At 70.9% G+C, this 25985-nt stretch carries 26 protein-coding genes; 15 read left to right on the top strand and 11 right to left on the bottom strand.

Annotated elements, in window-relative coordinates; genetic code table 11:
• Positions 1–82 precede the first annotated feature (82 nt).
• Positions 83–1054, top strand: coding sequence for a potassium channel family protein (locus CVO96_RS06790; RefSeq protein ID WP_103311566.1), 972 nt, complete (start codon positions 83–85; stop codon positions 1052–1054).
• A 70-nt stretch (positions 1055–1124) separates the two neighbouring features.
• Here CVO96_RS06790 and CVO96_RS06785 read toward each other — a convergent pair whose 3' ends face one another.
• The 3 genes from CVO96_RS06785 to CVO96_RS06775 all read right to left on the bottom strand — a co-directional run bounded on the left by CVO96_RS06785 (position 1125) and on the right by CVO96_RS06775 (position 4016).
• Positions 1125–1922, bottom strand: a complete 798-nt coding sequence (locus CVO96_RS06785; RefSeq protein WP_103311565.1) for an ABC transporter permease — start codon at positions 1920–1922, stop codon at positions 1125–1127.
• A gap of 145 nt (positions 1923–2067) precedes the next feature.
• Positions 2068–2844: a molybdate ABC transporter substrate-binding protein gene (gene modA / locus CVO96_RS06780; RefSeq protein ID WP_103311564.1), complete on the bottom strand. Its 777-nt coding sequence runs from the start codon at positions 2842–2844 to the stop codon at positions 2068–2070.
• The gene (locus tag CVO96_RS06775) at positions 2841–4016 is read right to left on the bottom strand and encodes a substrate-binding domain-containing protein (protein WP_103311563.1); all 1176 of its coding nucleotides are present in this window, start codon (positions 4014–4016) and stop codon (positions 2841–2843) included. Before CVO96_RS06775 ends, modA begins: the two co-directional genes overlap by 4 nt.
• A 112-nt stretch (positions 4017–4128) precedes the next feature.
• Here CVO96_RS06775 and CVO96_RS06770 point away from each other — a divergent pair, with 112 nt between their 5' ends.
• Both CVO96_RS06770 and CVO96_RS06765 read left to right on the top strand, forming a co-directional pair.
• A complete protein-coding gene (locus CVO96_RS06770; protein ID WP_103311562.1) occupies positions 4129–4761 on the top strand; it encodes a DsbA family protein in 633 nt (210 codons plus the stop codon).
• Positions 4762–4824: 63 nt separating this feature from the next.
• Positions 4825–5694: a VOC family protein gene (locus CVO96_RS06765; RefSeq protein ID WP_103311561.1), complete on the top strand. Its 870-nt coding sequence runs from the start codon at positions 4825–4827 to the stop codon at positions 5692–5694.
• A 31-nt stretch (positions 5695–5725) separates the two neighbouring features.
• On the opposite strand, the gene CVO96_RS06760 is transcribed toward CVO96_RS06765, so the two are convergent.
• The 5 genes from CVO96_RS06760 to CVO96_RS06740 form a co-directional block, all read right to left on the bottom strand.
• Complete coding sequence (locus CVO96_RS06760; RefSeq protein ID WP_103311560.1) at positions 5726–6877, bottom strand: GNAT family N-acetyltransferase; 1152 nt, start codon at positions 6875–6877, stop codon at positions 5726–5728.
• On the bottom strand, positions 6862–7971 hold the full coding sequence (locus CVO96_RS06755) for an agmatine deiminase family protein (RefSeq protein ID WP_103311559.1): 1110 nt from the start codon (positions 7969–7971) through the stop codon (positions 6862–6864). The genes CVO96_RS06760 and CVO96_RS06755 overlap by 16 nt, the downstream gene beginning before the upstream one ends.
• Before the next feature lie 75 nt (positions 7972–8046).
• Positions 8047–8388 carry a hypothetical protein gene (locus CVO96_RS06750; protein WP_103311558.1) on the bottom strand — a complete coding sequence of 114 codons (342 nt, stop codon included), beginning with the start codon at positions 8386–8388 and terminating at the stop codon, positions 8047–8049.
• Positions 8389–8476: 88 nt separating this feature from the next.
• Complete coding sequence (locus CVO96_RS06745; protein WP_103311557.1) at positions 8477–8746, bottom strand: hypothetical protein; 270 nt, start codon at positions 8744–8746, stop codon at positions 8477–8479.
• Positions 8747–8866: 120 nt separating this feature from the next.
• Positions 8867–10255 (bottom strand): RNB domain-containing ribonuclease, encoded by a 1389-nt coding sequence (locus CVO96_RS06740; RefSeq protein ID WP_103313338.1) that lies wholly within the window; start codon positions 10253–10255, stop codon positions 8867–8869.
• 192 nt (positions 10256–10447) lie between these two features.
• Here CVO96_RS06740 and CVO96_RS06735 point away from each other — a divergent pair, with 192 nt between their 5' ends.
• From CVO96_RS06735 to CVO96_RS06710, 6 genes are all read left to right on the top strand, one after another.
• Complete coding sequence (locus CVO96_RS06735; protein ID WP_103311556.1) at positions 10448–11341, top strand: DUF4097 family beta strand repeat-containing protein; 894 nt, start codon at positions 10448–10450, stop codon at positions 11339–11341.
• Positions 11342–11507: 166 nt separating this feature from the next.
• Positions 11508–11819 carry a hypothetical protein gene (locus tag CVO96_RS06730; protein ID WP_103311555.1) on the top strand — a complete coding sequence of 104 codons (312 nt, stop codon included), beginning with the start codon at positions 11508–11510 and terminating at the stop codon, positions 11817–11819.
• 79 nt (positions 11820–11898) lie between these two features.
• On the top strand, positions 11899–12555 hold the full coding sequence (locus CVO96_RS06725; protein WP_103311554.1) for an SHOCT-like domain-containing protein: 657 nt from the start codon (positions 11899–11901) through the stop codon (positions 12553–12555).
• Positions 12556–12643: 88 nt separating this feature from the next.
• On the top strand, positions 12644–12997 hold the full coding sequence (locus CVO96_RS06720; RefSeq protein ID WP_103311553.1) for a DUF2089 domain-containing protein: 354 nt from the start codon (positions 12644–12646) through the stop codon (positions 12995–12997).
• 235 nt (positions 12998–13232) lie between these two features.
• Entirely contained in the window at positions 13233–14162 is a 930-nt protein-coding gene (hemC, locus tag CVO96_RS06715; RefSeq protein WP_103311552.1) for a hydroxymethylbilane synthase, read from the top strand.
• Between the two features lie 33 nt (positions 14163–14195).
• Complete coding sequence (locus CVO96_RS06710; protein WP_103311551.1) at positions 14196–15161, top strand: asparaginase; 966 nt, start codon at positions 14196–14198, stop codon at positions 15159–15161.
• 298 nt (positions 15162–15459) lie between these two features.
• On the opposite strand, the gene CVO96_RS06705 is transcribed toward CVO96_RS06710, so the two are convergent.
• The 3 genes from CVO96_RS06705 to nth all read right to left on the bottom strand — a co-directional run bounded on the left by CVO96_RS06705 (position 15460) and on the right by nth (position 18277).
• On the bottom strand, positions 15460–16185 hold the full coding sequence (locus CVO96_RS06705) for a zinc ribbon domain-containing protein (RefSeq protein WP_103311550.1): 726 nt from the start codon (positions 16183–16185) through the stop codon (positions 15460–15462).
• Positions 16186–16273: 88 nt separating this feature from the next.
• Entirely contained in the window at positions 16274–17500 is a 1227-nt protein-coding gene (locus CVO96_RS06700; protein ID WP_103311549.1) for an MFS transporter, read from the bottom strand.
• 90 nt (positions 17501–17590) lie between these two features.
• Entirely contained in the window at positions 17591–18277 is a 687-nt protein-coding gene (gene nth / locus CVO96_RS06695; protein ID WP_243398198.1) for an endonuclease III, read from the bottom strand.
• A 194-nt stretch (positions 18278–18471) separates the two neighbouring features.
• On the opposite strand from nth, the gene mscL reads away from it, so the two are divergent.
• The 6 genes from mscL (at position 18472) to CVO96_RS06665 (ending at position 25840) form a co-directional block, all read left to right on the top strand.
• Complete coding sequence (gene mscL / locus CVO96_RS06690; RefSeq protein WP_103311548.1) at positions 18472–18852, top strand: large conductance mechanosensitive channel protein MscL; 381 nt, start codon at positions 18472–18474, stop codon at positions 18850–18852.
• A 115-nt stretch (positions 18853–18967) separates the two neighbouring features.
• Complete coding sequence (locus CVO96_RS06685) at positions 18968–20221, top strand: aminotransferase class V-fold PLP-dependent enzyme (RefSeq protein ID WP_103311547.1); 1254 nt, start codon at positions 18968–18970, stop codon at positions 20219–20221.
• Positions 20222–20680: 459 nt separating this feature from the next.
• On the top strand, positions 20681–22024 hold the full coding sequence (gene tig / locus CVO96_RS06680; RefSeq protein WP_103311546.1) for a trigger factor: 1344 nt from the start codon (positions 20681–20683) through the stop codon (positions 22022–22024).
• Between the two features lie 182 nt (positions 22025–22206).
• On the top strand, positions 22207–23193 hold the full coding sequence (locus CVO96_RS06675; RefSeq protein ID WP_103311545.1) for a beta-ketoacyl-ACP synthase III: 987 nt from the start codon (positions 22207–22209) through the stop codon (positions 23191–23193).
• A gap of 92 nt (positions 23194–23285) precedes the next feature.
• Entirely contained in the window at positions 23286–24896 is a 1611-nt protein-coding gene (locus CVO96_RS06670) for an alpha-amylase family protein (RefSeq protein ID WP_103311544.1), read from the top strand.
• Positions 24893–25840: a TIGR03885 family FMN-dependent LLM class oxidoreductase gene (locus CVO96_RS06665; RefSeq protein ID WP_103311543.1), complete on the top strand. Its 948-nt coding sequence runs from the start codon at positions 24893–24895 to the stop codon at positions 25838–25840. Before CVO96_RS06670 ends, CVO96_RS06665 begins: the two co-directional genes overlap by 4 nt.
• Positions 25841–25985: the final 145 nt, after the last annotated feature.

Here is a 25985-nt window from a genome sequence, read left to right as displayed (position 1 = left end):
CGCCAGCCCCGGGAGACCGTGGCCCGCATCGGAACCTGCCGGGCCGCGGCGCAGCGCCCAGGGTCCATTACACTCATCCTCAATGGATCGCCGCCGGCTCCTGACCCTGCTCGGCCTGCTGCTCGGGCTGGTGGCCTTCGGCACGGCCGGGTACCGGCTGACCCAGGGCTGGAACTGGCTGGACTGCGTGTTCATGACCGTCATGACGCTGACCACCGTGGGCTACGGCCCGCCCGAGCCCCTGAACGAACGTGGCAAACTGTTCAGCACCGCCCTGATGCTGGTCGGCATCGGCCTGATGCTGTACCTGCTGACCCTGCTCGCCGAAACCGTCATCCGTGGCCTGACCGATCCCGTCACCGCGCAACGCCGCAAGGAGCGCCGCCTGATTCACCTGAGGCACCACACCATCGTCTGCGGCTACGGGCAGGTCGGCGAGGCGGTCTGCAGCGCACTGCTGGGCGCCCGGCGCGAGGTCGTGGTCATCGACCACCGCCCCGAGCACCTGGAGTGGGCGACCGCGCGCGGCCTCCATACCCTGGTCGGCGACGCCACCGACGAGGACGTGCTGCGCCGGGCCGGCGTCGAGCGCGCCGAATCGCTGGTCAGCGTAATCAACTCCGATCCCAGCAACCTGTACGTGGTGCTCTCGGCCAGGGGGCTGAACCCGGGCCTGCGCGTGATCGCCCGCGCCAGCGACGAGGGCGCGGCGCGCAAGATGCGCCGGGCCGGGGCCGACGAGGTCGTCAACCCCTATCAGCTCAGCGGCAACCGCATCGCGGCGATGATGCTGGCCCCGCGCCTGAGCCGCCTGCTGAGCGGCGACGTGACCAGCGAGCATTTCACCGTGCGCGAGGTCAGCGTGCCCGAGGCCGGGGTCGGCCGTACGGTGGCGGAGCTGGGCCGCGAGACCGGCGCGCTGGTGGTGGCCGTCTGGCGCGCGGGCCAGGCCCTGCGGGGCCGTCCGGAGGAGGTGCTGCAGGCTGGCGACACCGTGCTGGTGGCGGGCGCCGCCGCCGAGATCGAGGCCGTGGAGGCCCGCCGGCTGACCTGAGCGCCGGGCAGGCCCAGAGCTGCTAACCCAGAGCCGTTGACCCAATGCCGCTGACCCTGGGCCGCTGCCTTCAGGCGCGCACCCGCCGCGCCGACACGAGCCGCACGAGGAGCAGCAGCGTGAAGGCCACCACGACCATCACCGCCGAGAGCACCAGCGCCGGCCCCAGGTCGGATTCCATGGCCGAGTAGATCGCCAGGGTGATCGTGCGGGTCTGGCCCTGCAGCGAGCCGGCGAACAGGATGGTGGCGCCGAACTCGCCCAGCGCCCGCGCCCAGGTGAGCACCAGGCCCTCCAGCAGGAAGGGAAAGGCCAGCGGCCAGGTGATCCGGCGGAAGACCTGCCAGCGCCCGGCGCCGTCGGTGCGGGCGGCGTCCTCGGTGTCGCGGTCGATGGCCCCGAAGCCGGCCTTGGCGGCGCGCAGGTAGAACGGCGCGGCCGTGAACAGCTGCGCCAGCACGACCGCCGCCGGCGAGAAGGCCAGCTCGATGCCCGCCAGTTCCAGCGGCCGCCCCAGCAGCCCCGTGCGGCCGAAGGTCAGCAGCAGCCCCACCCCCGCCACGACCGGCGGCAGCACGATGGGCAGGTCGAGCAGGGTGTCCAGCACGGCCTTGCCCGGAAACTCGAAGCGGGCCAGCAGCCACGCCACCGGCGTGACGAGTACCAGCGTCAGCACCAGCGTCAGGCCGGTGGTCAGCAGGCTGACCCGCAGGGCGTCCAGCACGACCTCGCCCCGCAGCGTGGGCAGGAAGTCGGCGCCCAGGCCGCGCCCCAGCAGCGCCAGCGTGGGCAGCAGCAGGAAGGCGACCAGCACGGCGCTCAGCGCCAGCGGCAGGGCCGGGGGGTGGTCGCGGCGCCGGGCGGTCATGCAGAACCGGGCCGGGTGGAAGAGGAGGCCGGGCAGGCTGCTAAAGCTCCGCAGGAGAGGGGGTTCAGGAAAAAGACCAGGCTGAAGAGATGGCGAGGCGGGCCGATGTGTTCACGGCCCGACCCGGACTCGACCCAGTCCCCTCTCAAGGGGCCTGGAAGCCCCAGCGGCGCAGGATCTTCTGCCCGGCCGGCGAGAGGACGAATTTCACGAAGGCCTGCGCGGCCGCGCCCTCACGCGCGCCTGTCAACACGCCCAGCGGGTACACGGCGCTCTGGTTGAAGCGGCTGGGCAGCGCGATCACGCGCACGCGGGGCTTCAGGGCGGGGGTGACGTCCGTGGCGTAGACCACCGCCGCGTCGGCCTCGCCCAGCCCGACCTTGAGGGCCACCTGGCGCGCGTTGGGTTCCTCGCTGACCACGTTCTTCAGGCTGCGCGCCGCGAAGTCCGGGCCGTAGGCGCCCGACTGCCCGACCGCCGCGAGCATCCGCCGGGCCAGGTCGCCCACGGGCACATTGCGATCGGCCAGCACCAGCTTCACGCCGGGTCTGCCCAGGTCGCCCAGCGCGGTGACCGCCATGGTGCCCCGGGGCGCGATGATAGCCAGCCGGTTTTTCACGAAGCCCTGGCCGGCGTCCAGCAGCCCCGCCCGCACCAGCGGCTCGAACTGCGCCGCGTTGGCGCTGGCGTACACGTCGGCCCGCGCGCCCTGCTCCAGTTGCGTCCTCAGCGCCTGCGAGCCCGCGAAGCTGAAGGTGGTGATGTGCCCGCTCTGGGCGTCGAAGGCTTTGCCCAGCTCGGTGAAGGCGTCGGTCAGCGAGGACGCGGCGAAGACGGTCAGGCGCGCGGCCTGTGCCGGTGGGGCGAGCAGCAGGCTCAGGGCCAGCCCTCGGAGCAGCGCTCGGAACAGCAGTCGGGTCATGGGACGCTCCTGGGAGACGGGGAGGACGGAGCCGGTTGGGTGGTCGCCCAGCGCTCTCCGGCGTGGGTGGGGTCGTAGCCGCCCAGCGAGAGCAGTTCGGCGCGGAAGGCGGGGCGGGTCACGGCCGAGAGCAGCGCGCGCAGGGCCGGGTGCCCCGCGTGCTCCTCCGGCACGACCAGATCGAAGCGCTCGCTCTGCACCGGGATGAAGGGCAGCCCCCAGGCCTGGGCGGCCGAACGGGGGCCGGGGGCCACGTCCGCCGCGCCGCCCGCCACGCGCTGCGCGGCCTCCAGGGGCGTGGCGGCCTCGTCCCCGTAGCCGCTCAGGGCGCGCCTCGCCCGGCGGCTCAGCCCCAGGGTGTCCAGCCAGGCGTCCAGCAGCAGGCGGCTGCCGGCGCCCTCCCCGCGGTTTACCAGCCGCAGGCCTGGCCGCAGCAGGTCGGCCACGCCCCTTATTCCGTGCGGATTGCCCGGCGCCACCATCAGGCCCTGCTCCCACGACCACAGGGTGAAGAGCTGCGCGGCGCGCCCCGGCAACTCGCGCTCGGCGAAGGGCAGGTTCGACACGCCGGTGCCCGCCTCCCAGAGGTGGATGCCCGCCGCGTGCGCCTCACCGCGCGCCACCGAGCGCAGCGCCTCCAGGCTGGGCTGCGGCTGCCAGCGCATCCGGTGGCCGCTGGCCTCGCGGCCCACATGCGCGGCCAGCAGTCCCAGCGACGGATCGCAGCCCGCCACGACCAGCGTGCGGCGGGCGGCCTCCAGGTCGCCGAACAGCGTCACACGGGCCAGATTCCCCTGGGCCGGTTCGGGCGAATCGGCGACTTCGGCCAGCCCGTCGGCCGACTCGCCCAGCGCCCCGCCCGCGAGGGGAAAGGCCAGCAGCTCGGCCCCCACCTGCGCCAGCCCCACGCGGGAGCCGTGCCCGGCGTCCAGGGATCCGACCACGCGGGCCTGCACCTCGGCGTCTGTGAGGGTGAACAGCGCCTCGACCGCGCAGCGCAGCTCGCGCGCCAGCCGCAGCGCCGTCAGGGTGCTGGGCACCGTGGCGCCGGTCTCGATGGCGTGCAGCGCCTGCCGGGTGATCCCTGAGCGCCGCGCGAGCTGCGCCGGCCCCAGCCCGCTGCGCTCCCGCATGGCCCGGACGTTCGGGCGCAGGGGCGGGGGAAGGGTCATGGTGCCAGCGTAAAGCGGAGGCGACGCAGCGTCAACTCCGAGCGACAACATACGCTCCCGCAAGGGTAGGGAAGCCCGCAGTGGCCCGGCCCAGACTGCGTAGACTCCAGCCATGACCGATCCCTGCACCGATCTCTACGTGGATTTCCTGTGCCCCTACGCCTGGCGGGGCGTGGAGCTGGCCGCCGTCCTGCGCGGCGAGGGCGAGCCTTTTCGCCTGCGCCACTTCTCGCTGGTCGAGGGCAACCACCCGGACAACGTCGGGGAGCGGACGTGGCACCTCGACGAGCAGCCCTCCGGCGAGGGCAACGCCTACCAGCAGAGCAGTCTGGCCGCCTTCCTGGCCGCCCAGGCAGCGGCGCGGCAGGGCGAGGAAGCGGGTTGGGCCTTCACGCTGGCCCTCTTCCGCCGGCGCCACGAGGGGGGCGGCGAGCTGGACGAGGCCGGGATTCTGAACGCCGCCGGGGTGGCGGGGCTCGACCTCGTCCGCTTTGCCCACGACCGCGCCGACGAAGCGGGCCTGCGCGCCGAGCTGGACGAGGCCGCCGGAATCGGCGTCTTCGGCACGCCCACCTTCGTGTTGCCCGACGGCAGCGCCGCCTACTACCGCTTCGAACTCCTGACCCGCGACCCGCAGACCGCGCGGCAGTGGTGGGAGCTGTACCGCACGGTGCTGGGCAGCGGCGCCAGCATCGGCACCATCAAACGCGCCCGGCACCGGCCCGCCCCCAAGCCGGCGGCCTGATCCCCAAGCTCGCGTAAACGCCGGCCCGCTCCCCGCACCCTCCCGGCGGGACTAGCCTGGGCCATGCTGCCTGCGCCCGGTTCCGCCTCCCCGATCCTCGATCTGGCCGGCCTCACGCTGGAGGTCAATCATCTGCCCCGCGGCGTGCGCTTCTACACCCAGGTGCTGGGCCTGACGCTGCTGCACCTCGACGAAGACCGCAAGGTGGCCCGCCTGCGCGTGAACGCCCACCAGTCGCTGACCCTCTGGCAGCCCGTGACGCGCCAGTGCAACGACCCGTGGATGGAGTCCCTGCGGCCGCGCGGCGCCAGCCACCTGCACTTCGCCTTCCAGATCGACCCAGACGAGCTGGCCCGCTGCGAGGCCCTGCTGGACGAACACGGCCTGCCCTGGCAGGAGATCGACCTGGGCACGCCCGAATTGCCCGACCGCACCGTGTATTTCTACGACCCCTTCGGGCACGGGCTGGAACTGCGCGGCGTGAACCTCCGCGACCCGCGCCAGCCGGTCTTCCCGCCCCCGCCGCAGCCCGACGCTCCCGCGCCCCACGCCCTGCCGGTGCTGGGGCTGCGCGAGGTCGCCCTGGGCTTCGGCGACTACGCGGCCATGAAGGAGCGGCTGCCCCGCGCCTACGGCCTGGCCTACGCCAAGGAGCAGGACGACCGTGATTTCGCCCAGTTCACCCTGGGGCCGCAGCCGCAGCCCGACGGCAACGGCACCCCCGCCCGCTGGCTCTACGCCTGGGATCCGCAGGTCGGGCTGGCCGACATGCTGGGCGGGGATCACGCCCTGGTGCAGTTCTATGCCGATGTGGACGCGGTGCGCGCGCTGGTCGGGGCGGCGGGCCTGCCCCACGTCCACGAATCCGGCCGCCTCGCCGCCCGCGACCCCGACGGGCACGTCTTCGAGTTCCTGTCTCCTCCGCAGAGCTGAGCTCCTCCAGCCCCAGCGAGTCCAGGCCCAGCTACTCCAGATCGAGCCGCCGCGCGACCTCGCCCCGGGGCCGCTGCAGGCCCGAACGGACGTCCATGTAGTCGCGGTAGACCTCGTCGAAGCTGTAGACCAGCACGGCCATGACCCCGTGTTCGTCCACCTGCAGGCCCTGAATCCGGAAGCCGGCGCGCAGCTTCGGCACCAGCACGGCCGAATTGGTCGCGTGGTGGTGGCTGCGAACCAGGTCGTAGCCCCCGGCGCGCAGATGCTCCAGCACCAGCGGCAGCAGCCGGGTGTACAGGCCCTTTCCCCGGTGCTCGGGCAGGAAGGCGGTGTTCACCATGTAGGCGGTGCGCGCGTCCCACTGGCGCGAGAGGTGCCAGCCGGCGACCTCGCCCCGGTGGGCGACCAGCCAGGCAGACCGGGGCAGGTCGGGCGTGGGCAGACGGGGAGGCCGCGCCCACTCGAACGACACGGACGCATAGGCGGCGGCCTCCAGGCGGGAGTAGACCGCGAGGTAGGTGTCGTAGGGCACCAGGTGCAGCGTATACCCGGCCCCCAGGTCGAGGCCGCTGCCCACGCCGTCCGGAAGGGGGACGGAGGGAACCTCCATGTCCTGTGCCTGTGCCCGCGCCCTGACCCCCAGCCGCCGCGCCGCCTCGCCCTGCGCCTGCTGGAAGCCGCTGCGGACGTGCTGTGCCTGCCGGTAGGCCCCGTCCAGCGAGAGGGTCAGCGCCGCATTCAGGCCGCCCTCGTACAGGTTGAGGCCCTGCAGCACGAAGCCCGCGCGCAGCTTGGGCACGAGCACGCGGGTGTTCGTGGCGCGGTGGTGGCTCTGCACCAGCGTGTAGCCGGCGGCGCGGAAGGTGTCCAGCACGTGCGGCAGCAGGCGGGTGTAGAGCCCCTGGCCCTGGTGCCCCGGCAGCACGCCACTATCGGCCATGTACACCGTGCGCTCATCCCATTGGTGCGAGAACTGCCAGCCGATGGATTCGGCGCCGTGGTACAGGCCCCAGCAGAAGGTCTCGCCCAGGGGCGGCGCCGGTCTGGTCGACGGCCCGAAGTCATAGAGCCAGGAGTCGCCGAAGATCTGCCCTTCCAGCCGGGCGCAGGCATCCCGGTACGTGGCCAGCGGGATCGGGCGGGCCGCGTAGCCGCTGCCCAGCTCTATTCGCCCTTCCACACCGTCCCCGCCGGCTGCTGCTGGGTCACGCAGTGGAACGAGCCGCCGCCCTGGATGATCGCGCGGCTGCTCAGGCCGATGACCTCGCGGCCCGGGAAGAGCGGCGCCAGGATCTCCAGCGCCCGGCGGTCGTTGGGGTCGCCGTACTGCGGCACGGCCACGAAACCGTTGCCGATGTAGAAGTTGGCGTAGGTGGGCGGCAGGCGGCCCTCGGCGCCCTCCAGATAGTTCGCCGGCAGCGGCAGCTCCACGATCCGGAAGGGGCGGCCCTGCGCGTCGGTCATGTTCCGCAGCGCGATCAGGTTGCGGGCCATGACCTCGTGGTTGGGATCGTCCTCGTCGGGTTCCACGGAGGTCACGATGGTGCGCTCGTCGGTGAAGCGGGTGATGGTGTCGATGTGGCCGTCGGTGTGGTCGTTCTCCAGGCCACCGTCGAGCCACAGGAGTTTCTCGATGCCCAGGGTCTCCCGCAGCAGCGCCGCGTAGCCGGCCTCGTCCAGCCCGGGATTGCGGGTGTCGGTCAGGAAGCATGACCGCGTGGTGAGGCCCACGCCCGCCCCGTTGACCTCCAGCCCGCCGCCTTCGAGCACCTCGGGCCTGTCCCAGTGTGCGGCGTTCAGGGCGCCGGCCACGTACTCGGGCACGCGGTCGTCGTTCTCCCAGTCGAACTTGCCGCCCCAGGCATTGAAGCGCCAGTTGATGAAGGACAGTGATGGGGGTTGAGGATCGAGGGATGAGGTGGCCCGTGTCTCATCATTCGACACTCCTCCCTCCCTCCGGACGAAGATCGGCCCGTTGTCCCGCAGCCACACGTCGTCCAGGGGGACGCGGTGGAACTTCACGTCGGCGCTGCCCAGGCGCTCCCTCGCGTCCTGTTCGCTCTCGTCGTCGCGCACCAGCAGCTGCACGCTCTCGAAGCGGGCGATCGTCCTCACCAGCTCGGCGAACTCGGCGCGCACGTCCTCCAGGTGACCGAACCACAGGTCGTCGTCGGCCGGCCAGCTCATCCAGGTGGCCGCGTGCGGCGCCCATTCGGGCGGCATGGCGAAGCCCAGGTCACGGGGAGTGGGATCGGTGGGGGAGAGGTGACGCATGGGAGGTATTAAATCACCCGGCCCGTACGCGGCAGGTCAGGCCGCCCGCACGGGGCGGTGGCGAGCCCCGGTGGCTCAGTCCCGCTGGTCGCTGAACGTGATCCGCAGCGGTGTGCGCTTGCCGGCTTCGAGTTCGGTCGCGGCGGCGATCCGCAGGCCAGCCCAGCCGCTGCCGGTCGCCTCTGGAAAACGCAGTTTGAGCAGCTGGGCCGCGTGGCCCCGGCCCACCAGCACACTCGCGGCGAGTTCACCTGCGCGAATGCAGCGAGCGTTGATCGGGCAGCGGCTGTCGCGGACGCTGAGCACCGTCACGGTGCGGTCTCCCAGCTGGCCCGTCTGGCCGGGGGCCAGGGTCACGGCCCCGGCCGAAGCGAACGACACGCCCAGGAGCGTGAGGAGGGCCAGCAGTCGGATCATGGGGCCAGTGTGCGTGAGCGGGCTGAACAGGAGCTGATCCGGGGAGCCGCCGATCCAGCGGCTCAGCCCGGATCAGCAGGCGGGCGGCTCAGCCCAGCAGCGGGGCGTCTTCGGAGCCGGCCAGCGCGTGGAACTGCGAGGCCTTCTCGCCCAGCCCCATCGCGGCGTAGCACTCGGCCAGCTTGAGGGCGAAAAACTCCGTGGCGCGGCAGTCCTCGCGGCGTTCGGCGGCTTCCAGACACTCGCGGTAGTGCATCACCGCGAGGTGGTACTGCGCCGCCTGTGCGGCATGTTCGGCTCGGCAATGGCTCATGCGGAGGGACACGATGTCGCGCGGGGCGGTGCTCACGGACTTCATGACAGGCAGTTTAAGCAGACGGTGGCCCACCTGAATGAAAGATGAAGCAGCTTTGGTAGCGGTCAATACACACTTTTTCGTCTCTGGGCGGAATGCCGTGGGTCGATTCTGAACGGATCCTCAGAGAGGACGCGCCCGCGCGCTCAGGGCCGGCAGGTTCACGTCGCTCAGGCGCACCTTCAGGACGCTGCCCAGCGGCGCCGGGGTGCTGAGCGGCAGATCGAAGGCCAGCTCCGGGATCAGCAGGGTCGCCTGGGGGCCGCGCTTGTCGACCACCACGCCCTCCCACTCGCGTTCCGGCTGCGCGGCGATCAGGCGCAGGGTGTGGTGCCGGCGGCTCAGGCGCTCGGCCTGGCGGGTGGCGTCGGCGTTGAGGCCCGACTGCGCGATGTGCGAGGCCATCAGCTGGCCCGGCATGGGCTCCCCGCCGCTCAGGAAAGAGCGCAGCTGCTGGTGCACCACCAGATCCAGGTAGCGCCGCATGGGGCTGGTGACCTGGACGTACAGATCGAGCCCCATGCCGTGGTGCGGCCCCGGCGCCGGCTGGAAGCGGGTGCGCGCCAGCGTCTTGCGCCGCGCCCACTGCGAACTCAGGCCCTCGCCGCGCACCTCGCGGGTGGGGTAGTCCTGGGTGGCGAAGGGCAGGGGCACGTGGTTGTCGTCGGCGAAGATGGCGGCGCCCCAGCCGGCCAGGGTCATGCACTCCTGCACCACGAAGCGCATCTCGGGCTTGGGCATCGGGGTGATCGTGACCGTGTGTTCGTCGGCCTTGATGCGCACTTCCGGCAGGTCGATGGACAGCGCGCCCTCCGATTCGCGCAGCAGCCGGCTGGCGCGGGCCAGGCGCAGCAGCGACACGAAGGGCTTCTCGGCGGCGTCCAGGCGGGCCTGCGCCTGCGTGTAGCTCAGGCGGGTCACGCGCACGCGGGTCAGCTGGACATCCACCGCGTCAGCGTTGCCGCTCTCGTCCAGATCGAGGCTGACCGACAGCGCCGGGCTGGTCTCGTGCAGGCCCAGGCCCGCCCTTTCTACCAGCGCGTCGGGCAGCATCCCCACCGTCTGATCCGGCAGGTAGAGGGTCGCGCCGCGCGAGCGGGCCGCCGTGTCGAGGTCGCTGCCCGCCGGCACCAGCGCGGCCACGTCGGCCACGTGCACCCACAGCCGGGTCAGGCCGCCGCCCAGCGCCTCGATGCCCACCGCGTCGTCCGGATCGCGGTTGCCCTCGTCGTCGATGGCGAAGGCGTCCAGGTGGGTCAGGTCGAGGCGGGCCTCCGCCGGAAATTCCGGCACGGGCAGCTCCAGCGGCTGGGTGGTGGCGTGCAGCCGGTCGGCGTAGGGGGTGCGGGACTCGGGCCACAGCCCGGAGCGCAGCAGCAGCGCGTGCGCGGCCTCGGGCGTCTCGCTCAGGCCCAGCTCACGCATGGCACGGCTCTTTTCCTGTTTGCCGCGCGCCAGCAGTTCGATCTCGGTGCGCTGGGCGGGCGTCAGCTCGGGGGCGGGAGAGGTCATGGCCCAGAGCATAGGGGGTCTGACTGAACTTCACTGAATAGCAATCCTGGCTTTTCACCTCACATGAAGATTCGATGATCTGTTCCCTGGAGGTGCGTCCAGTGCGGCATAAATCCCATGCCCGCCGTCTCTGTATCAAGTTCAACTTGACAGAATAGTAGATCGGTGTTTCTATTGATGCAGGAGGCGAGCATGAGTGAGAACAGTCAACCCGAGGAATTCCGTGCCCAGGTGCAACGTCTGGTGGCCGATGGCAAACTCACCGCCGAGGAGGCCCAGGGCCTGCTGGACGGCCAGGACGGCGCCGAGGAGGGGAGTGGCGTGCACCTGCGCCCCGTCCAGTCCGGCAGCGACCCGGCCCAGCTGGACGACACCGACATCCCGCCGGATCTGAAACTGGAGGTCAGCGGCTACACCCTGCAGGTCGTGGTGGACGGCCACTTCAGCCGGCCCGAGCTGCACGCGAACGAGGACGGCAAACTGCTGCTGGAGGCCACGCCGCGGGGCTGGCGGGTGGCCCGCCGTCCGGGTGACCACCACGGCGGCTGGAACACCGTGCGGGCCATCCTGACCGTGCCCTTCCCGCCGCGCCACGTGAACGCCGAGGTCAATGGCGGCAACCTGAACCTCCCGGACATCGGCGGGGAGATGCTGGCCGACGTCAACGGCGGGAATATCCACATGGGCCGCGCCGCCAGCCTGAAAGCCGACGTGAACGGCGGCAACCTGACCGGCACCGAGATGGGCGGCCCCACCCTGCTGAGCGTGAACGGCGGCAACCTCACCCTGAGCGGCGCCCACACCCTGAACGCCAGCGTGAACGGCGGCAACCTCAAGTGGGCGGGCCTGCTCTCGGGGGGCGACCACCGCCTGGAGGTCAACGCCGGGAACGCCACCCTGCACCTGTGGCCGGGCTCCTCCGTGCGCGTGGAGGCCGACGTCACCGTGGGCGCCTTCCGGGCCGACTTCCCGACCCGCAAGCACGGCTCCTTCGTGACCACCCACCACAGCGGTCAGCTGGGCAGCGGCGAGGCCGCCCTGTCCTGCCGGGTCGCCGCCGGTCAGGTCAAGCTGGTGAGCGCGTGACCGTGCTGATCAGCGTCGGCGGGGGCCTGCGGGCGGGCATGAGGACGGCCCCCCCGCCGCCCCAGGCTCCAGCGCGCCCCGCTCCGGGCGTCCGGCCAGGATGACTCCGCCGGCCCGTGTCCGCATCTTCCCCGTGGTCTCACCCGCCGCTTTCCCAGGAGGAACCATGATGAACGTCACTTCACCCCGCCGGGTCGGCCACCGGGTCGTCCGCCGGGCCGCGCGGCCACCGTCCACCCTTCGCCTGCCGGTGCCTCTGGCGGCTCCGGCCACCCCTGCCCGCCCACCGACCCTCTGGCAGCGCCTGCGCCAGTGGCTGTGGCCCCGGCTGACGCCTGAGCAGCGGTATGCGCGCTTCCTGCGGTTCAGCAGCGGCGCGCTGCCGGAGGTCGTGAGCATCGGCAGCCATCCCTTCCTGCTCAGCGGAGCCGCCCCCACCCACCTGCGGGGTCAGCGGGCCCAGAGCGACCTTCCGTGAGACTGGCCGTGAACATGGCCGTGAGACGTGAGACCGGCTGCGGGCGCGGCCCTGCGAGACCCGCAATGCGAGACCTGCCATGAGAGAGAAAGTCAAACGTATCCTCGATCTGGTGCGCGCCGGGAAACTGACCCTGGACGACGCCGCCCCCCTGATGGCCGCCCTGAGCCCCAAACTGGCGCTGACCGACAGCGACCGCGAACTGGTCGCCTCGCTGCTCGCCCGTGACGAGCTGGACACCGCCCAGGTCGCCGAACATCTGCTCCTGCTGCGCGGCATCCGCGACAGCGTGCCGCCCCCCCCGCCGCCCCCCGGAGCCCCCCGCTTCGGCGAAGGCTTCACCTGGGACGGCCGCCGGGGCCGCCGGGGCCCTGTAGACGGTCTGGTCGACCGCCTGACTGGAGGAATCGAAACCATGGTCGACAGCATCACGGAACAGGTCGAGCGCGCCGCCCAGGGCTCCGCGCCCCGCTACAGCGGCGGTCGCCCCACCTCCAGCCGCGTCCTGCGGATTCAGGTGGAATCCCAGCACGGTGACGAATACACCGCCAACATCCCGGTCAGCCTGGCCCCGCACCTGCACCGGCTGATCCCCCCGCACGGCCTGGCCGCGCTGGAAGAGGCCGGGTTCAGCGTGGAGACCCTGCAGCTGCTGATCGAGGCCGATCCGCCCCCCGGCCCCCTGATCGACGCCGAGGATCAGCACGGCAACGAAGTCCATATCTCCCTGAAGTGAGGCCGACCGCTGGAGGCGGGGGGCAGGGGACCGGAACCGTTCTAGCCCTCTGCCCTGGCCCTTCAGCCTTCTGCCTAAAGTGAGCCCTATGCGCCCCCTGCCCCTGCCCTTCCCCGACGAAACCGAGTCGCCGCTGGTCACGGAACTGCGCTTCCCGACCAGCGGCGTGACCGTGCGCGGCACCTTCGAACTCAACGAATTCGCTGTGCTGAGCCCCGAGAACCTGGAGTTCCTGCGGCTGTACATCCGGGTACGCGGCAACCTCAAGGAGGTCGAGCGCGTGCTGGGCGTCAGCTATCCCACCGTGCGCGCCCGCTTCGACACGCTGCTGCGCGCCATCGGCTACGAGCCCGAACTGGCCGACCCGCAGGCCGAGGTGCTGAGCAGCCTGGAGCGAGGCGAGATCACCCCCGACGAGGCCGCGCGCAAGCTGCGCCGCTGACGCCCGCCCCCGGCCTGCCCTCACTTACTGGGGCGGTTCTCTCGCGGTGCTCAGCCCGACGATTCTCCGGACGGATTCCCACGAAGAGACATAAGAATTCGCGGCCGCCTCCCTGCTGGCCGCCGGATCTGGGCATGAAAGCCGCTTGACCCTGTTCGCACCACCGGTTTATGTGGAGGGGGGCAACGCAGGGTGGAGGTGTGTCCTGACCGGCGTTCCGTATAATGCGCGGGTTATGCGTACGGTGACGGTTGGAACGCGCGGCTCAACGCTTGCGCTCGCGCAGACCCACTGGGTGGTCGCCCGCTTGAAGGAAGAGTGGCCGGAAACGGACTTCCGGATTCAGACGATCAGTACCAAGGGGGATCAGCAACGCGGCAGTCTGGCCTCGATGGCGGCTCGCGGCGACAAGGGCTTCTGGGTCAAGGAAATCGAGGACGCTCTGTTGCAGAAACGGATCGACATCGCTGTGCACAGCCTCAAGGATCTGCCCACCGAACAGCCTGCGGAGCTGGAGGTCGCCTCCATTCCCAAGCGGGTCGATGCGCGCGACGTGCTGATCGGCAAGGAAGGCATGAAGCAGCTCGCCGCGCTGCCGCAGGGTGCGCGCGTGGGCACCAGCTCGGTGCGCCGCAAGGCCTTCCTGAAAGCCTACCGGCCCGATCTGGTCGTGCGCGACCTGCGCGGCAACATCGACACCCGCCTGGCCGCGCTGGCCGGCGACGAGTACGACGCCATCATCCTGGCGGCCGCCGGCCTGATCCGCACCGAGATGCGCCACCGCATCGACGAGTTTCTGGAGCCAGACATCATGCTGCCCGCTCCAGGTCAGGGCGCGCTGGCCCTGGAGACCCGCGCCGACGACGACCTGAGCATCGAGGTCGCCTACGCCATCCACGACCACTCCACCGACGACCGGATCACCGCCGAGCGCGAATTCCTGGGCGGGCTGGGCGCCGGCTGCATGGCCCCGGTGGGCGCCTACGCCTCCATCAAGGGCGGGGTCATGATCCTGGAGGGCTGGGTGGGCGCGCTGGACGGGGCTCAGGTCATCCGCGGCACCACCCAGGGCGATCCCAGCGAGTGCGCCGAACTGGGCGCCGAACTGGCCACCGACATGCTGGGTCAGGGCGCCCGCGAGCTGGTCGAAGCGGCCCACGTCTGACGCGGCCCCCGTCTCCCGGATGCCTGCGTCCCCATGACTGAGCCCCGCCGTCTGGCCGTGATCCACACGGGCGGCACGATCGCCAGCCGCCCCAGTCCGGACGGGCGGGGCGTGACGCCGCAGCAGGCGCCCAGCGTGCCGGGGCTGCGGGGCGTGGAGATCAGCGATTTCCAGCCCTTCACGCTGCCCAGCCCGCACGTGACCCCGGCCCACATGCTGCGGCTCGCCCGTCTGGTCGCTCAGGTCGCCCCGGCCCACGACGGCGTGATCGTCACGCACGGCACCGACACGCTGGAGGAGACGGCCTTCCTGCTCCACCTGCTGCTGCCCGCCACCATTCCGGTGGTGCTCACCGGCTCCATGCGGCATATGGGCGAGGTCTCCTGGGACGGGCCGGGCAACCTGCTGGACGCGGCCCAGGTGGCCCTGCACCCGAAAACGCGTGGGCGCGGCGCGCTGGTGGTCTTCGGCGGCGACCTCTTCGATGCCCGCACGGTGACCAAGATCCACACCACTGCCGTCGATGCCTTCGGCGGCTATCCCGGCCCCATCGGCCGGATCGACCGCGTGGGTCAGGCCGCGCACATCGAGTATTTCGCCATGCCCGAGGCCCGCACGCCGTACCGCCCGGAGCACCTGGAGGCCCGCGTGGAGATCCTGTACGCCTACGCCGGCTGGCAGGGCGAGGGCTACGCCGAGGCGTGTGCGCGCGCCGACGGGCTGGTGATCGCCGCGCTGGGCACCGGCAACCTGCCCGCCGAACTGCTGCCGCTCATCGAGCAGACCGAAAAACCCGTGGTGATCGCCACCCGCACCCACGCCGGGCCCGTGCTGCCGGTCTACGGCTACCCCGGCGGCGGCGCCACCCTGGTCGCGGCCGGCGCGATCCCGGCCAGTTTCCTGAACGCCCACAAGGCCCGGCTCCTGCTGCTCACGCTGCTCAGCCTGGGCCTGGACAGAGCAGCCGTGCGCCGGGTGTTCGAGGAAGACGCGTTCTGAAGACCTGGAGTAGGACTGTCGGCCCGAGAACTCCATCGGGCCGCCCCGGCTTTTCCGGTCATCCCAATCGCCTGCTCGCAAGTGGGCGAATTGCAGAGCCTTCCTCTCCAACCTTGTCATCCTAAATGGAGCGGAGGATCTTCCCAATGGTTCTAGACGAGGGATCGCACACTCAGGTACTTGTCAACCCTTGCCCCAGATCAACCAACGCGAGCGCCGTCTGAACAATGGTCAGACGGCGCTTTTTGCGTACTGGTCTCACACCGGCTCAATATTTCGGCTCAGTCCTGATTTCAGCTCAGTCCTGCAGATCGAGGCGGATCAGGAAGCGGCCGCACGAGGGGCACTTCACGGGGGGCAGCTTGCCCATCGCGGCCTTCTGCTGCACGCTGACCGGCAGCACCACGTTGCAGCCCGAGCAGCGCCCGCCCTTGATCTCCACCACGCCCAGGCCCTTTTTCGCCTTGCGGATCATGTCGTATTCGCGGATGGTGCGGGTGTCGAGATCGGCGGCCAGCCGGGCGCGCTCCTGGCGGTCGGCCTCGCCCTGCTGGCGCAAGTCCTGAACGCGGCCCTCGTCGCGGTCTTCGAGTTCGGACAGGCCGGGGCGCAGGGCGCGCATCTGGGCGCGCAGGCTGGCGGCCCGCTCGTTCAGCTCGCGCTGCCGCTCGCGCATGGGCTGGAGGTCTTCTTCCATCTCGTCGGCGCGCTCGCCGAGCTGCTGGATACGGCTGCCGAACTGTGACTGGGCGCGGGCATCGAAGGCGTTCTTGTCCTGCTCTTCCTTGGCCCGGGCGATCTGCTCGCGGGTGCCGGCCAGATCCTGCTCCTGGGCGCGAACCCGCCGGTCGACGTCCTCCAGGGTGATCTCGGTGTCCTCCAGATCGTTGTTCAGGCGCTCCTGCTCGGCGCGCACAGTCTTCAGGTCATCGGGGATGTTCAGTTCCTCATCGCGCAGGCGGTCGAGGCTCAGGTCGAGTTCCTGAACACGTTGCAGGCGGTGAAGGGGGGTCGAGTCAGTCATTCCTTCCAGTCTACCCCCCCGACCTGCACTTGCCCGTTGGCCGTGTGTTCAGGCCAGCCCTCCCCGTTCAGATCAGCCCCCCAGCCGCTCAGCCGGCCGATGAGGACGCGGCGAGCGAGCGGCGCCGGGCCGGGCGGTAGAGGCCCAGATAGATGGCCAGCACGCTCAGCGCGTACATCGAGAGCGTCCAGCTGAACAGCAGGGCGAAGGCCGGGCCGAAGGGCAGCCGGCCCCGCACCACCCCGGCCAGCAGGCTGCTCACCGCCCAGCCCAGATCCCAGCCGATGGTGTTCACGGCGGCGTACATGGGCCGGTCGTCTTCGGGCAGCGTGCTCATGGCGTAGGCCCCGTAGACCGGCCCCGTGGCGTTCATCAGGGCGCCGCGCACGAACAGCGCCGCCGTGACCAGCCACAGCTGCGGCGCGAAGCCCAGCAGCGCCAGGAACGGCAGCGAACTGGCCTGCACCAGGATCACCGCCTGCAGGTGGCCCATGCGCTGCACGAGCAGGGGCTGCAGCAGCGCGGTGCCGGCGGTCGCCAGACTGGCCCAGGCGAACAGCGTGCCCAGGCTGGCGTAGTCCACCTGAAACTTGCCCTCGATAAACACGTTCAGGAACGGAATCGTGGCCCCGGCGCCCAGCCCCACCAGCACGTTGGGAGCGACCAGCCGCGCCATCGTGCGCTTGTCGCGCACCGCGAAGCTGCGGCCGGGCGGGCGGGGGCGGTCGCTGGGCCGCAGCCCCAGGATGGGCAGCAGGCCCAGCAGCCCCAGCGCGGCGGCCAGCAGCAGCGCGGCGCGCAGGGCGTCGAGTCCATCAGGGGCGCTGCCGGTGAGGGCGCCGTAGACCTCCGGCACGCGCCCGCCCAGCAGGTTGCCCAGGAAGCCCGCGCCAGTCATCAGGGCGCTCTGCACCGAAAAGAGCGTGACCCGGCTGCGCTCGTCGCTGTGGTTGGCCATGAAGGCGGGGCCGGCGACCACGGTCAGGGCCGCGCCTGCGCCCTGCACCAGCGCGCCCAGCAGGGCCAGCCCCGGCCCGCCGGCCAGCGCCAGCAGCACGCTGCCCAGCACACCCAGCGCCGTGCCGATCTTGAGGGTATGGGCGTTGCTGATCCGCCGCGCCAGCGCCACCGCCGGCAGGCTCAGCAGGGCCAGGGTGAGCGCCGGCAGGGCGTTGATCAGCCCCTGCCATTCGGTGCCCAGCCCCAGCGCCCGCAGATAGAAGTTCAGGAACAGGGCCGTGAAGGCCTGCCCCAGCCCGAAGGCGAAGGCCGAGGCCAGGAACAGCCACAGCTGCCCGGAAAAGCGCCAGGTCATGCGGGGGGCCTCTGGGGAAGCAGAGGGCCGGGGGCTGAAGGCAGGAAGCCAGGGGCCAGCGACAGGAAGCCAGAGGATGGGGTCAGACGCTCAACGGCTGGCAAGTCCCACACCCACTTGCGGACAGAAGTCGGCCATCGGGCAGGCGCCGCAGGCGGGGGCGCGCGCCGTGCAGATGCGGCGGCCGTGCAGAATCAGGGCGTGGTGCAGGAACACCCAGCGTTCCCGCGGAAACAGCGTCTGCAGGTCGCGTTCCACCTTGTCCGGGTTCGTCTGCCCGCTCAGCCCCAGCCGGCGCGCGAGGCGGCCCACGTGGGTATCCACCGCGATGGCCGGATAGCCAAAGGCGTTGCTGAGCACCACGTTCGCCGTCTTGCGGCCCGCGCCGGGCAGCGCCACCACGGCGCCAAAGTCGTTGGGCACCTCGCCGCCGTGCCGCTCCAGCAGCAGCCGGGCCAGTGCCGCCAGATTCCTCGCCTTGCCCCGGTACAGCCCGATCGAGCGGATCAGCGGCTCGATGTCCTCCGGCTGCGCGGCGCTCATGGCCTGGGCATCCGGATAGCGCGCGAACAGCGCAGGCGTGGCCGCGTTCACGCTGACATCGGTGGCCTGGGCGCTGAGCACGGTCGCCACCAGCAGCTCGAAGGGGGTCGTGAAGGCCAGTTCGGTGCGGGCATCCGGATAGTGCGCTTCCAGGGTCTGCAGGACGCGGGGCGCGCGGCTCCGGGCTCCCCTGGGTACCGCGGTGGCGGCGGAGTGGGAGGGCGGGGGGATCACCCGGTCAAGGTACACCGCGCCCCGCCCGCGCCCGCGCAGGATGAAGGCAGTCTGGAGGCGTCCGGAGTCGGGTCACGACTTACAACGAAACCGTCAGAAAAATCCGGAGAAATGCCTCAAACATCCCTTAAATGTCTAGACATCTCATTAAGGAAACCTTGTTCTCCTCATCTTGAAATGTAAAACTGCTCACCATGATACAAGGATTCCGGGACTTCATCATGCGCGGCAACATCGTTGATCTCGCCATCGCTGTCGTGACAGGTGCGGCGTTTGTCGCATTGGTTGGCGCGTTCACGACGGCCTTCATCGAGCCTCTGATCAAACTGGTGTCGGGTGGCGGCAAAGTCGGCGGGGTCTTTACCGTAAACGGGGTGGATTTCAATTACGGCCTGTTCATTACCGCCATCATCACTTTCCTGCTCACCATGTTCATCATCTACTCGGTGGTCGTGGTGCCCTACAACCGCATCCGCGAGCGCATGACCAAGCCCGCCGCCCCCGCCGTGCCCGAGCCCACCGCCGAGGAAAGGCTGCTCGTCGAGATCCGCGACTCCCTGCGCGCCCGCGCCTGATCCATCTCCTTTCTACGCGGCTCCGGCATGTCCGGGGCCGCGCCCCGTTGGTGGGACCTCCATGCCATACGGACAACCCCCGCCGCCCGGCCTGGGCAGCGGATAGCGTGGGCCCATGACCGACACGCCCCCTTCCCCCACCCCCGACTGGAGCTACGAGACGGCCGCCGTGCAGTCCGGGATTCCGCGCGGTCTGGGCGAGACCATCGGCTTTCCCATCCACGCGGCCGCCGCCTTCCAGTTCGACACGCTGGAGGAGGCGCAGGACGAGTTCCAGGTGAACGCCGGCCTCAGCTACGCCCGGCTGCAGAATCCGACTGTGCGGGCGCTGGAATCGCGGATCACCGCGCTGGAGGGCGGCGCGGCGACCGTGGCGGTGGCCAGCGGGCAGGCGGCGACCCTGACCAGCATCCTGAGCGTGTGCCGCGCGGGGGATCATGTGGTGTCGGCGTCCAGCCTGTTCGGCGGCACCACCGGCATGCTGGGCAACATCCTGCCGCTGATGGGCATCTCGGCCACGCTGGTGCCGGGCACCCCGGACGCCGTGCAGGCCGCCCTGCGCCCCAACACGCGGCTGGTCTGGGCCGAGATGATCAGCAACCCGGCCGGGGACGTGCCGGATATCGCCGCGCTCGCCGGCATTGCGCACGCCCAGGGGGCCCTGCTCGCCATCGACAACACCTGCGGCGGCGTGGGCTTCCTGTGCCGGCCCCTGGAGCACGGCGCCGACATCGTGAGCCAGTCGCTGACCAAGTGGGCGGGCGGGCACGGCAGCGTCATGGGCGGCAGCGTCACGGTGGGCGCCGCGCATGACCTGAGGGGCAACCCCATCTACACCGAGGGCGGCGAGGGCAGCGTGCTGAGCGTCCGCGGGGAGCAGGCCCTGGCGTGGCGGCAGCGCTGGCTGGGCGCCCACCAGATCGGCATGACCCTGGCGCCGCACAGCGCCTTTCTGGTCGCGCAGGGCCTGGAGACGCTGGGCCTGCGCCTGGAGCGCGAGAGCGAGACCGCCCTGGGCCTGGCGCACTGGCTCGCCGCCCACCCGCAGGTCGGCCAGGTCAGCTACCCCGGCCTGGAGGCGCACCCCTTCCACGCCAACGCCGCCCGGCAACTGCGGCGGGGCTTCGGCGCGGTCATGACCTTCGAGGTGCCCGATCCCTCCGCCTTCCTGCGCCGCCTGAAGGTGCTCAGGATCGCGCCCAACCTGGGCGATGTCCGCACCCTGGTCGTGCATCCCTGGACGACCACCCACGGCCGCGTGCCCGAGGCCGCCCGCGCCGCCGCCGGCGTGACCCCCGCGACCATCCGCATGAGCGTGGGCGTAGAGGCGCTGGCGGATCTGCAGGCGGATATCGAGCAGGCGCTGTAGGGGTAATGGGTGATGGTTGATGGGTGATGGTGAAGGACGCCCATCCGGTCGGGCGGTTTCGGTAGCCTCATGCGGCGCCGGGACATCGGGGGCAGGCTGACCCTGGCACTGCGCGGCCCGGCTGTCCGCTCGGTTTCTGAATTCGGTTCGGTTGTAGATAGTCGCTGCAGGCCCGCCGCCCTGCTGAAAATGAGCGCGGTGGGGCGCTGGGCAGCGGGGCGGCATGGACGGCCTGTCGCCGCCGCCCGTGTGGAGAGTTCGCTCATCTGCCCGGTCAGGACGTGCGTCCGGGGCCAAAAGGCTCTATGATGCTGGGCGGCATGTCGCGCGTCTGCCGTGGCCCCACAGGGCGAGGTGGGCGCGTCTGGCACGACAGCACAGAATATCGAAGCGCCTCCCCGGCCGATCCACCCCAGGGTGCAGACTGGCCGGAGACCGGGGCGCAGACGGGAGAACAACGTGGCAGAGCTGATGAACAGGGATGGCAACAAGGTGGAATTCAAGGTTTCGGTGCCCGCTGCCGAAGTGAACCGCGCCTACGATCAGGTGTGGGCGGGGCTGAGCCGCGACGTGCGCGTTCCGGGGTTCCGGCCGGGCAAGGCGCCCCGCAAGGTCATCGAGAGCCGGGTCGGCAAGGGTTATGTGGAGCAGGAAGTGCGCGACCGCCTGCTGCAGACCCATTACACCCAGGCCGCCCGCGAACTCAAGCTCAGCCTGGTGGACGCCACCATCGACCCCCGGCCCCTCAGCAGCGGCCAGGCCTTCGAATTCACGGTCAAGGGTGAAACCTACCCCGAGGTCAAACTCGGCGACTGGCGGAGCGCGCAGCTGTCGTCCACCTCGCCCGAGATCACCGACGAGGTGCTGGAGCGCACCCTCAGCGACCTTCAGGAGCGCAACGCCACCTTCGAGAGCGTCGAGCGGCCCATCGAGGCCACCGATCAGGTCACCATCGAGGAGCAGGGCGAGGACGGCGGCACCTACCCCGTGTATCTGGACGTGGCCGAGGCCCACGTGCGCGAGGCGCTGCTCGGCAAGGCGAAGGGCGACACTGTGGAGATCACCGTGCCGGCCCACCAGCACGGCGACCACGAGCACCCCGAGCACACCGTGACCGTGAAGATCGCGGACGTCAAGACCAAGCAGCTGCAGGCGCTGGACGACGCGTTCGCCAGCAGCCTGAATTTCGAGTCGCTGGAGCGGCTGCGAACCGACCTGAAGGCAGAGCTGGAGCGCCGCGCCACGCAGGAGGGCGACACCGCCCGCCGCGAGGAGTTCGTCACGCATCTGGTGGAAGGGATGCAGGTCGAGATTCCCCAGGCGCTGCTGGATCGCCGCCGCGAGGCCATGCTGGAGGAGATCCAGGACGATCTGGGCCGCCAGGGCGTGAAGTGGGGCGAGTACGAATCGTTCATGAAAGAGCAGAACAAGCTCGACGACTTCATGGCCGACCTCGCCAAGAACGCCGAGACCCGGGTGCGGCGTGACCTGGCCCTGGAGCAGCTCGCCGAAGACCTGAAAGTGCAGGTCAGCGACGCCGAGTTCAACCAGACCATGACCGCGCTGGCCCAGGCGAACGGCCTGACCCCCGACGCCCTGAGCAAGCAGCTCGGCCCGAACGGCATCAACTCGTACTACACCAGCCTGGTGCGCGAGAAGGGGCTGCAGCAGGCGCTCTCGCAGCTCGGGCAGGATGCGGACGCGGCGCCGGCCAAGACCGAGGACGCTCAGCCTGAGGACGCTCAGCCCGAGGAAGCCCAGGCTGAAGAGAGCAAGCCCGAAGAGACCAAGACCGAAGAGTAAGCGCGGGCCTGAGTGGAGGGGGCGTGTCCTGCGGGACGGCGCCCCTTTCGCGTTGCCGGGAAGAGGCCGCCGCACCTCGGGCGTGGGGCGTATGGGAGCACCGCTCGGCCCACCCCGAAGGCCAGCCTCTTCTCTGAACTCAATTCATTGAACGGCTGTTCAAAGAATGTTAGGTTGCGGATATGACCGCTTCTTCCCTCCGCCCCAGCATCGGGATCACGGCGCTGGGGTCGTATCTGCCCGAGCGGGTCATTCCCAACAGTTATTTCGAGGCGCATCTGGAGACCACCGCCGAGTGGATCGAGTCGCGCAGCGGCATCCGCGAGCGCCGTCACGCCGCGCCGGAGCAGCAGACGAGCGACCTGGGCGTGCAGGCCGTACGCGATCTGCTCTCCCGCGACCCGGCCGCGCTGGAGGGCGTGGACAGCGTGATCTGCGCGACCTCCAGCCCCGACGCCATGTTTCCCAGCACGGCGGCGCTGATCGCCGGGCAGGTCGGGCTCTCGGGCGCGGCGGCGATGGATCTCAGCGTGGCCTGCTCGGGCTTCGTGTACGCGCTGAGCGTGGCCTACGGGCTGGTGGCGGGCGGCGTGGCCCGGCGCGTGCTGGTCGTGGGGGCCGAGGTCATGAGCCGGGTGGTCGATCCGCACGACCGCTCCACCGCCATCCTGTTCGGAGACGGCGCGGGCGCGGCGGTGGTGGGAGGGGTGCCGGAGGGCTCGGGCTTCCAGTCCTTCGCGCTGGGCGCCGACTCCGCGGGCGGCCCCAGCCTGTTCCTGCGCGGCGTGGCCGACCACCTGCCCGGCGGCCCCCCGATGGGCTCGTACCTCACCCAGAACGGCCGCGAGGTGTTCAAATTCGCCGTGCGCGTGCTGGGCGACTGCGCCGCACAGGCGATGGAGAAGGCCGGACTGCACAGCTCCGATATCGACTGGCTGATTCCGCATCAGGCGAACGTGCGGATCATCGAGTCGGCGGTGGAGCGGCTGGGCCTGCCGATGGCCAAGACCGTGATCACGCTCGACCGCTGCGGCAACACCTCGGCCGCCTCTATCCCCCTGGCCCTCGCGGAAGCGGTGGCCGACGGACGCGTCAGGCGCGGCGATCAGCTCGTGCTGGCGGGTTTCGGCGGGGGCCTGAGCTGGGGCGCGGCGGCCCTCAGGTGGTAGGGGCCGGGGTGCTGAGCCTCAAGGCCCCTTGAAGCGGGCCTGATCCGCCCGGCGGGCGGCCTCTCTAGCATGGGCGGCCATGAGAGCCGAGCGTGCCTGACCCTGCCCCCCACTGGTCGGAGACGGCCGTGCTGTACGAGCTGAACGTCGAGACCTTTCAGGACTCGGACGGCGACGGCGTGGGCGACTTCGCCGGCCTGACCGGGCGGCTGCCCTACCTGGCGGCGCTGGGCGTGGACGCCGTGTGGGTGCAGCCCTTCTACCCCTCGCCCCGGCAGGACTTCGGCTACGACGTGACCGACCACTGCGGGGTGGATGACCGCTTCGGCACGCTGGCGGACTTCGACCGCTTCGTGGCGGCGGCGCGCTCAGTGGGCCTGCGGGTGCTGCTGGACATCCCCTTCAACCACACCTCGCGGGAGCACCCGTGGTTCCAGGCCGCGCGCCGTGACCCGAACAGCCCCTACCGTGACTACTACGTCTGGGCCGACTCGCCGCCCGAGCACCACGACCCCTACCTGGTCTTTCCGGGGCCGCAGACCTCCAACTGGGCGCGCGACGAGGCCGCCGGGCAGTTCTACTTCCACACCTTCTACGACTTCATGCCGGATCTGAACATCGCCAACCCGGCGGTCTGCGAGGAGATCCTGGAGGTCGTGCGCTTCTGGATGCGGCGCGGTGTCCACGGCTTCCGGCTGGACGCGCTGCCGTTCATCGTCGTCGACCGCTCGCACGCCGAGCACCTGGAGGAGCCCCACGCCTTCCTGCGCCGTCTGCGCGCGGCCGTGACCGAGATCGACCCCCAGGGCGTGCTGCTGGCCGAGGCCGACAAGCCCCCCGCCGAGCTGCGCCCCTATTTCGGCGACGGCGACGAGATGCACCTGCTGCTGAACTTCTATTTCAACAACCACCTGTACCTGGCGCTGGCCGACGGCCGGGCTGAGCCGGTCGCGCGGGCCTGGGGCCACCTGCCGGCCCTGCCCCCCGGCGGCAACTGGGCCAACTTCCTGCGCAACCACGACGAACTCTCGCTGGCGCAGCTCACGGAGGCCGAGCAGGAGCGCGTATTCGCCGCCTTCGCCCCGCAGGACGACATGCAGGCCTACGGGCGGGGCACCCGGCGGCGCCTCTCGCCCATGCTGGGCGGCGACCCGGCCCGCCTGCGGCTGCTCTACAGCCTGCTGTTCTCGCTGCCCGGCACCCCGGTGCTGTACTACGGCGACGAGATTGGCCTGGGCGATCGCCTGGATCTGAAGGAGCGCGAGAGTGTGCGAACCCCGATGCAATGGACGGCGGCGGAGGGGGCGGGCTTCACCACCTCCAGCGATCCGGTGCGCCCCTTCCCGGAGGGCGACTTCTCGCCCGAGCACGTCAATGTGGCGGCTCAGACGGATGACCCGGCCTCGCTGCTGCACTTCGTGCAGACCCTGACCCGCGTCTACCGGGTGCACCCGGTCTGCGGGCGCGGCGCCTGGACGGCGCTGGACAGCGGCGAGGAGGGCGTGCTCGCCCACCGCGTCGGGGACGGCCCCGCAGCCTTGTACGCCCTGCACAACTTCACCGCGCACCCCCGCGCCATCGATCTGGCGCTGCCGCCCGCTGTCCGGCCTATCGTCTGTGCGCCCGGCAGCACGGTACGGCCCGGCGGCGCCGACCTGGGCCCCCACGGCTTCGTGTGGTGGGCACAGGAGGGCCAGGCATGACCCCGCTGATCGGCTACCACGCCTCACACGAGCAGTTCTCGCCGGCCGAATTGCTGCGCCTGGTCGAGCGGGCTGAGGCGGCGGGCTTCGGCGCGGCCATGTGCTCGGATCACTTCAATCCCTGGTCGGCGCGGCAGGGCCAGAGCGGCTTCGCGTGGTCGTGGCTGGGTGCGGCGCTGGCCCGCACGGAGCTCAGCTTCGGCATGGTCAACGCGCCCGGGCAGCGCTACCACCCGGCGGTGCTGGCGCAGGCGGCGGCCACCCTGGCGCAGATGTTCGAGGGCCGGCTGTGGTGCGCCCTGGGCAGCGGCCAGTTCCTGAACGAGCACATCACCGGGGGCCGCTGGCCCACCAAGCCCGAGCGCAACCGCCGGCTGCTGGAAGCCGTGGAGGTCATGCGCGCCCTGTGGCGGGGCGAGACGGTCACGCACCGGGGGGAATTCTTCGAGGTCGACGAGGCGAAGCTGTGGACTCTCCCCCGGACGCCGCCCCCGCTGTACGGCGCGGCCCTGAGCGAGGAGACCGCCCGCTGGGTGGGAGGCTGGGCCGACGGCCTGATCACCGTGAACGTCCCGCCGGACAGGCTGCGCGCCATCGTGGACGCCTTCCGCGAGGGGGGCGGCGAGGGCAAGCCCATGAGCCTGCAGGTACACGTCGCCTTCGACCTGCACGCGGCGCACGAGCAGTGGCGCACGAACGTCTTCGACAGCCGCGTCCTGTCCGACCTGAAACGCCCGGATCAGTTCGACGCCCTGGGCGAGGTCGTCCGGCCGGAGGATCTGCGGCCCGGCGTGCGCGTCAGCCCGGAGGCGGCCCAGCACGCCGAGTGGCTGCGGGCCGATCTGGCCCTGGGCTTCGACCGCCTCTACCTGCACGGCGTCGAGCGCGATCAGGAGCGCTTTATCGACACCTTCGCCGGGGAGGTGCTGCCCGCGCTGCGGTGACGGGGGAGCGGCACTCCCGTTCACTCCACGCAGGCCGCCGCCTGTGACGGTCACCCACTCCTCTGGTCACCGCTGCCAGCTGGAACCCGCACAGGTCAACAGCGCGGGCCGGTGGGGGAAAGCAGGACATGACCCGGCGCCTGGA

Origin of the sequence: Deinococcus koreensis (assembly GCF_002901445.1) — a bacterium.
GTDB lineage: Bacteria > Deinococcota > Deinococci > Deinococcales > Deinococcaceae > Deinococcus > Deinococcus koreensis.
Note: the sequence above shows the minus strand (reverse complement) of the source record. Positions and strands in the feature narration are given on the sequence as shown.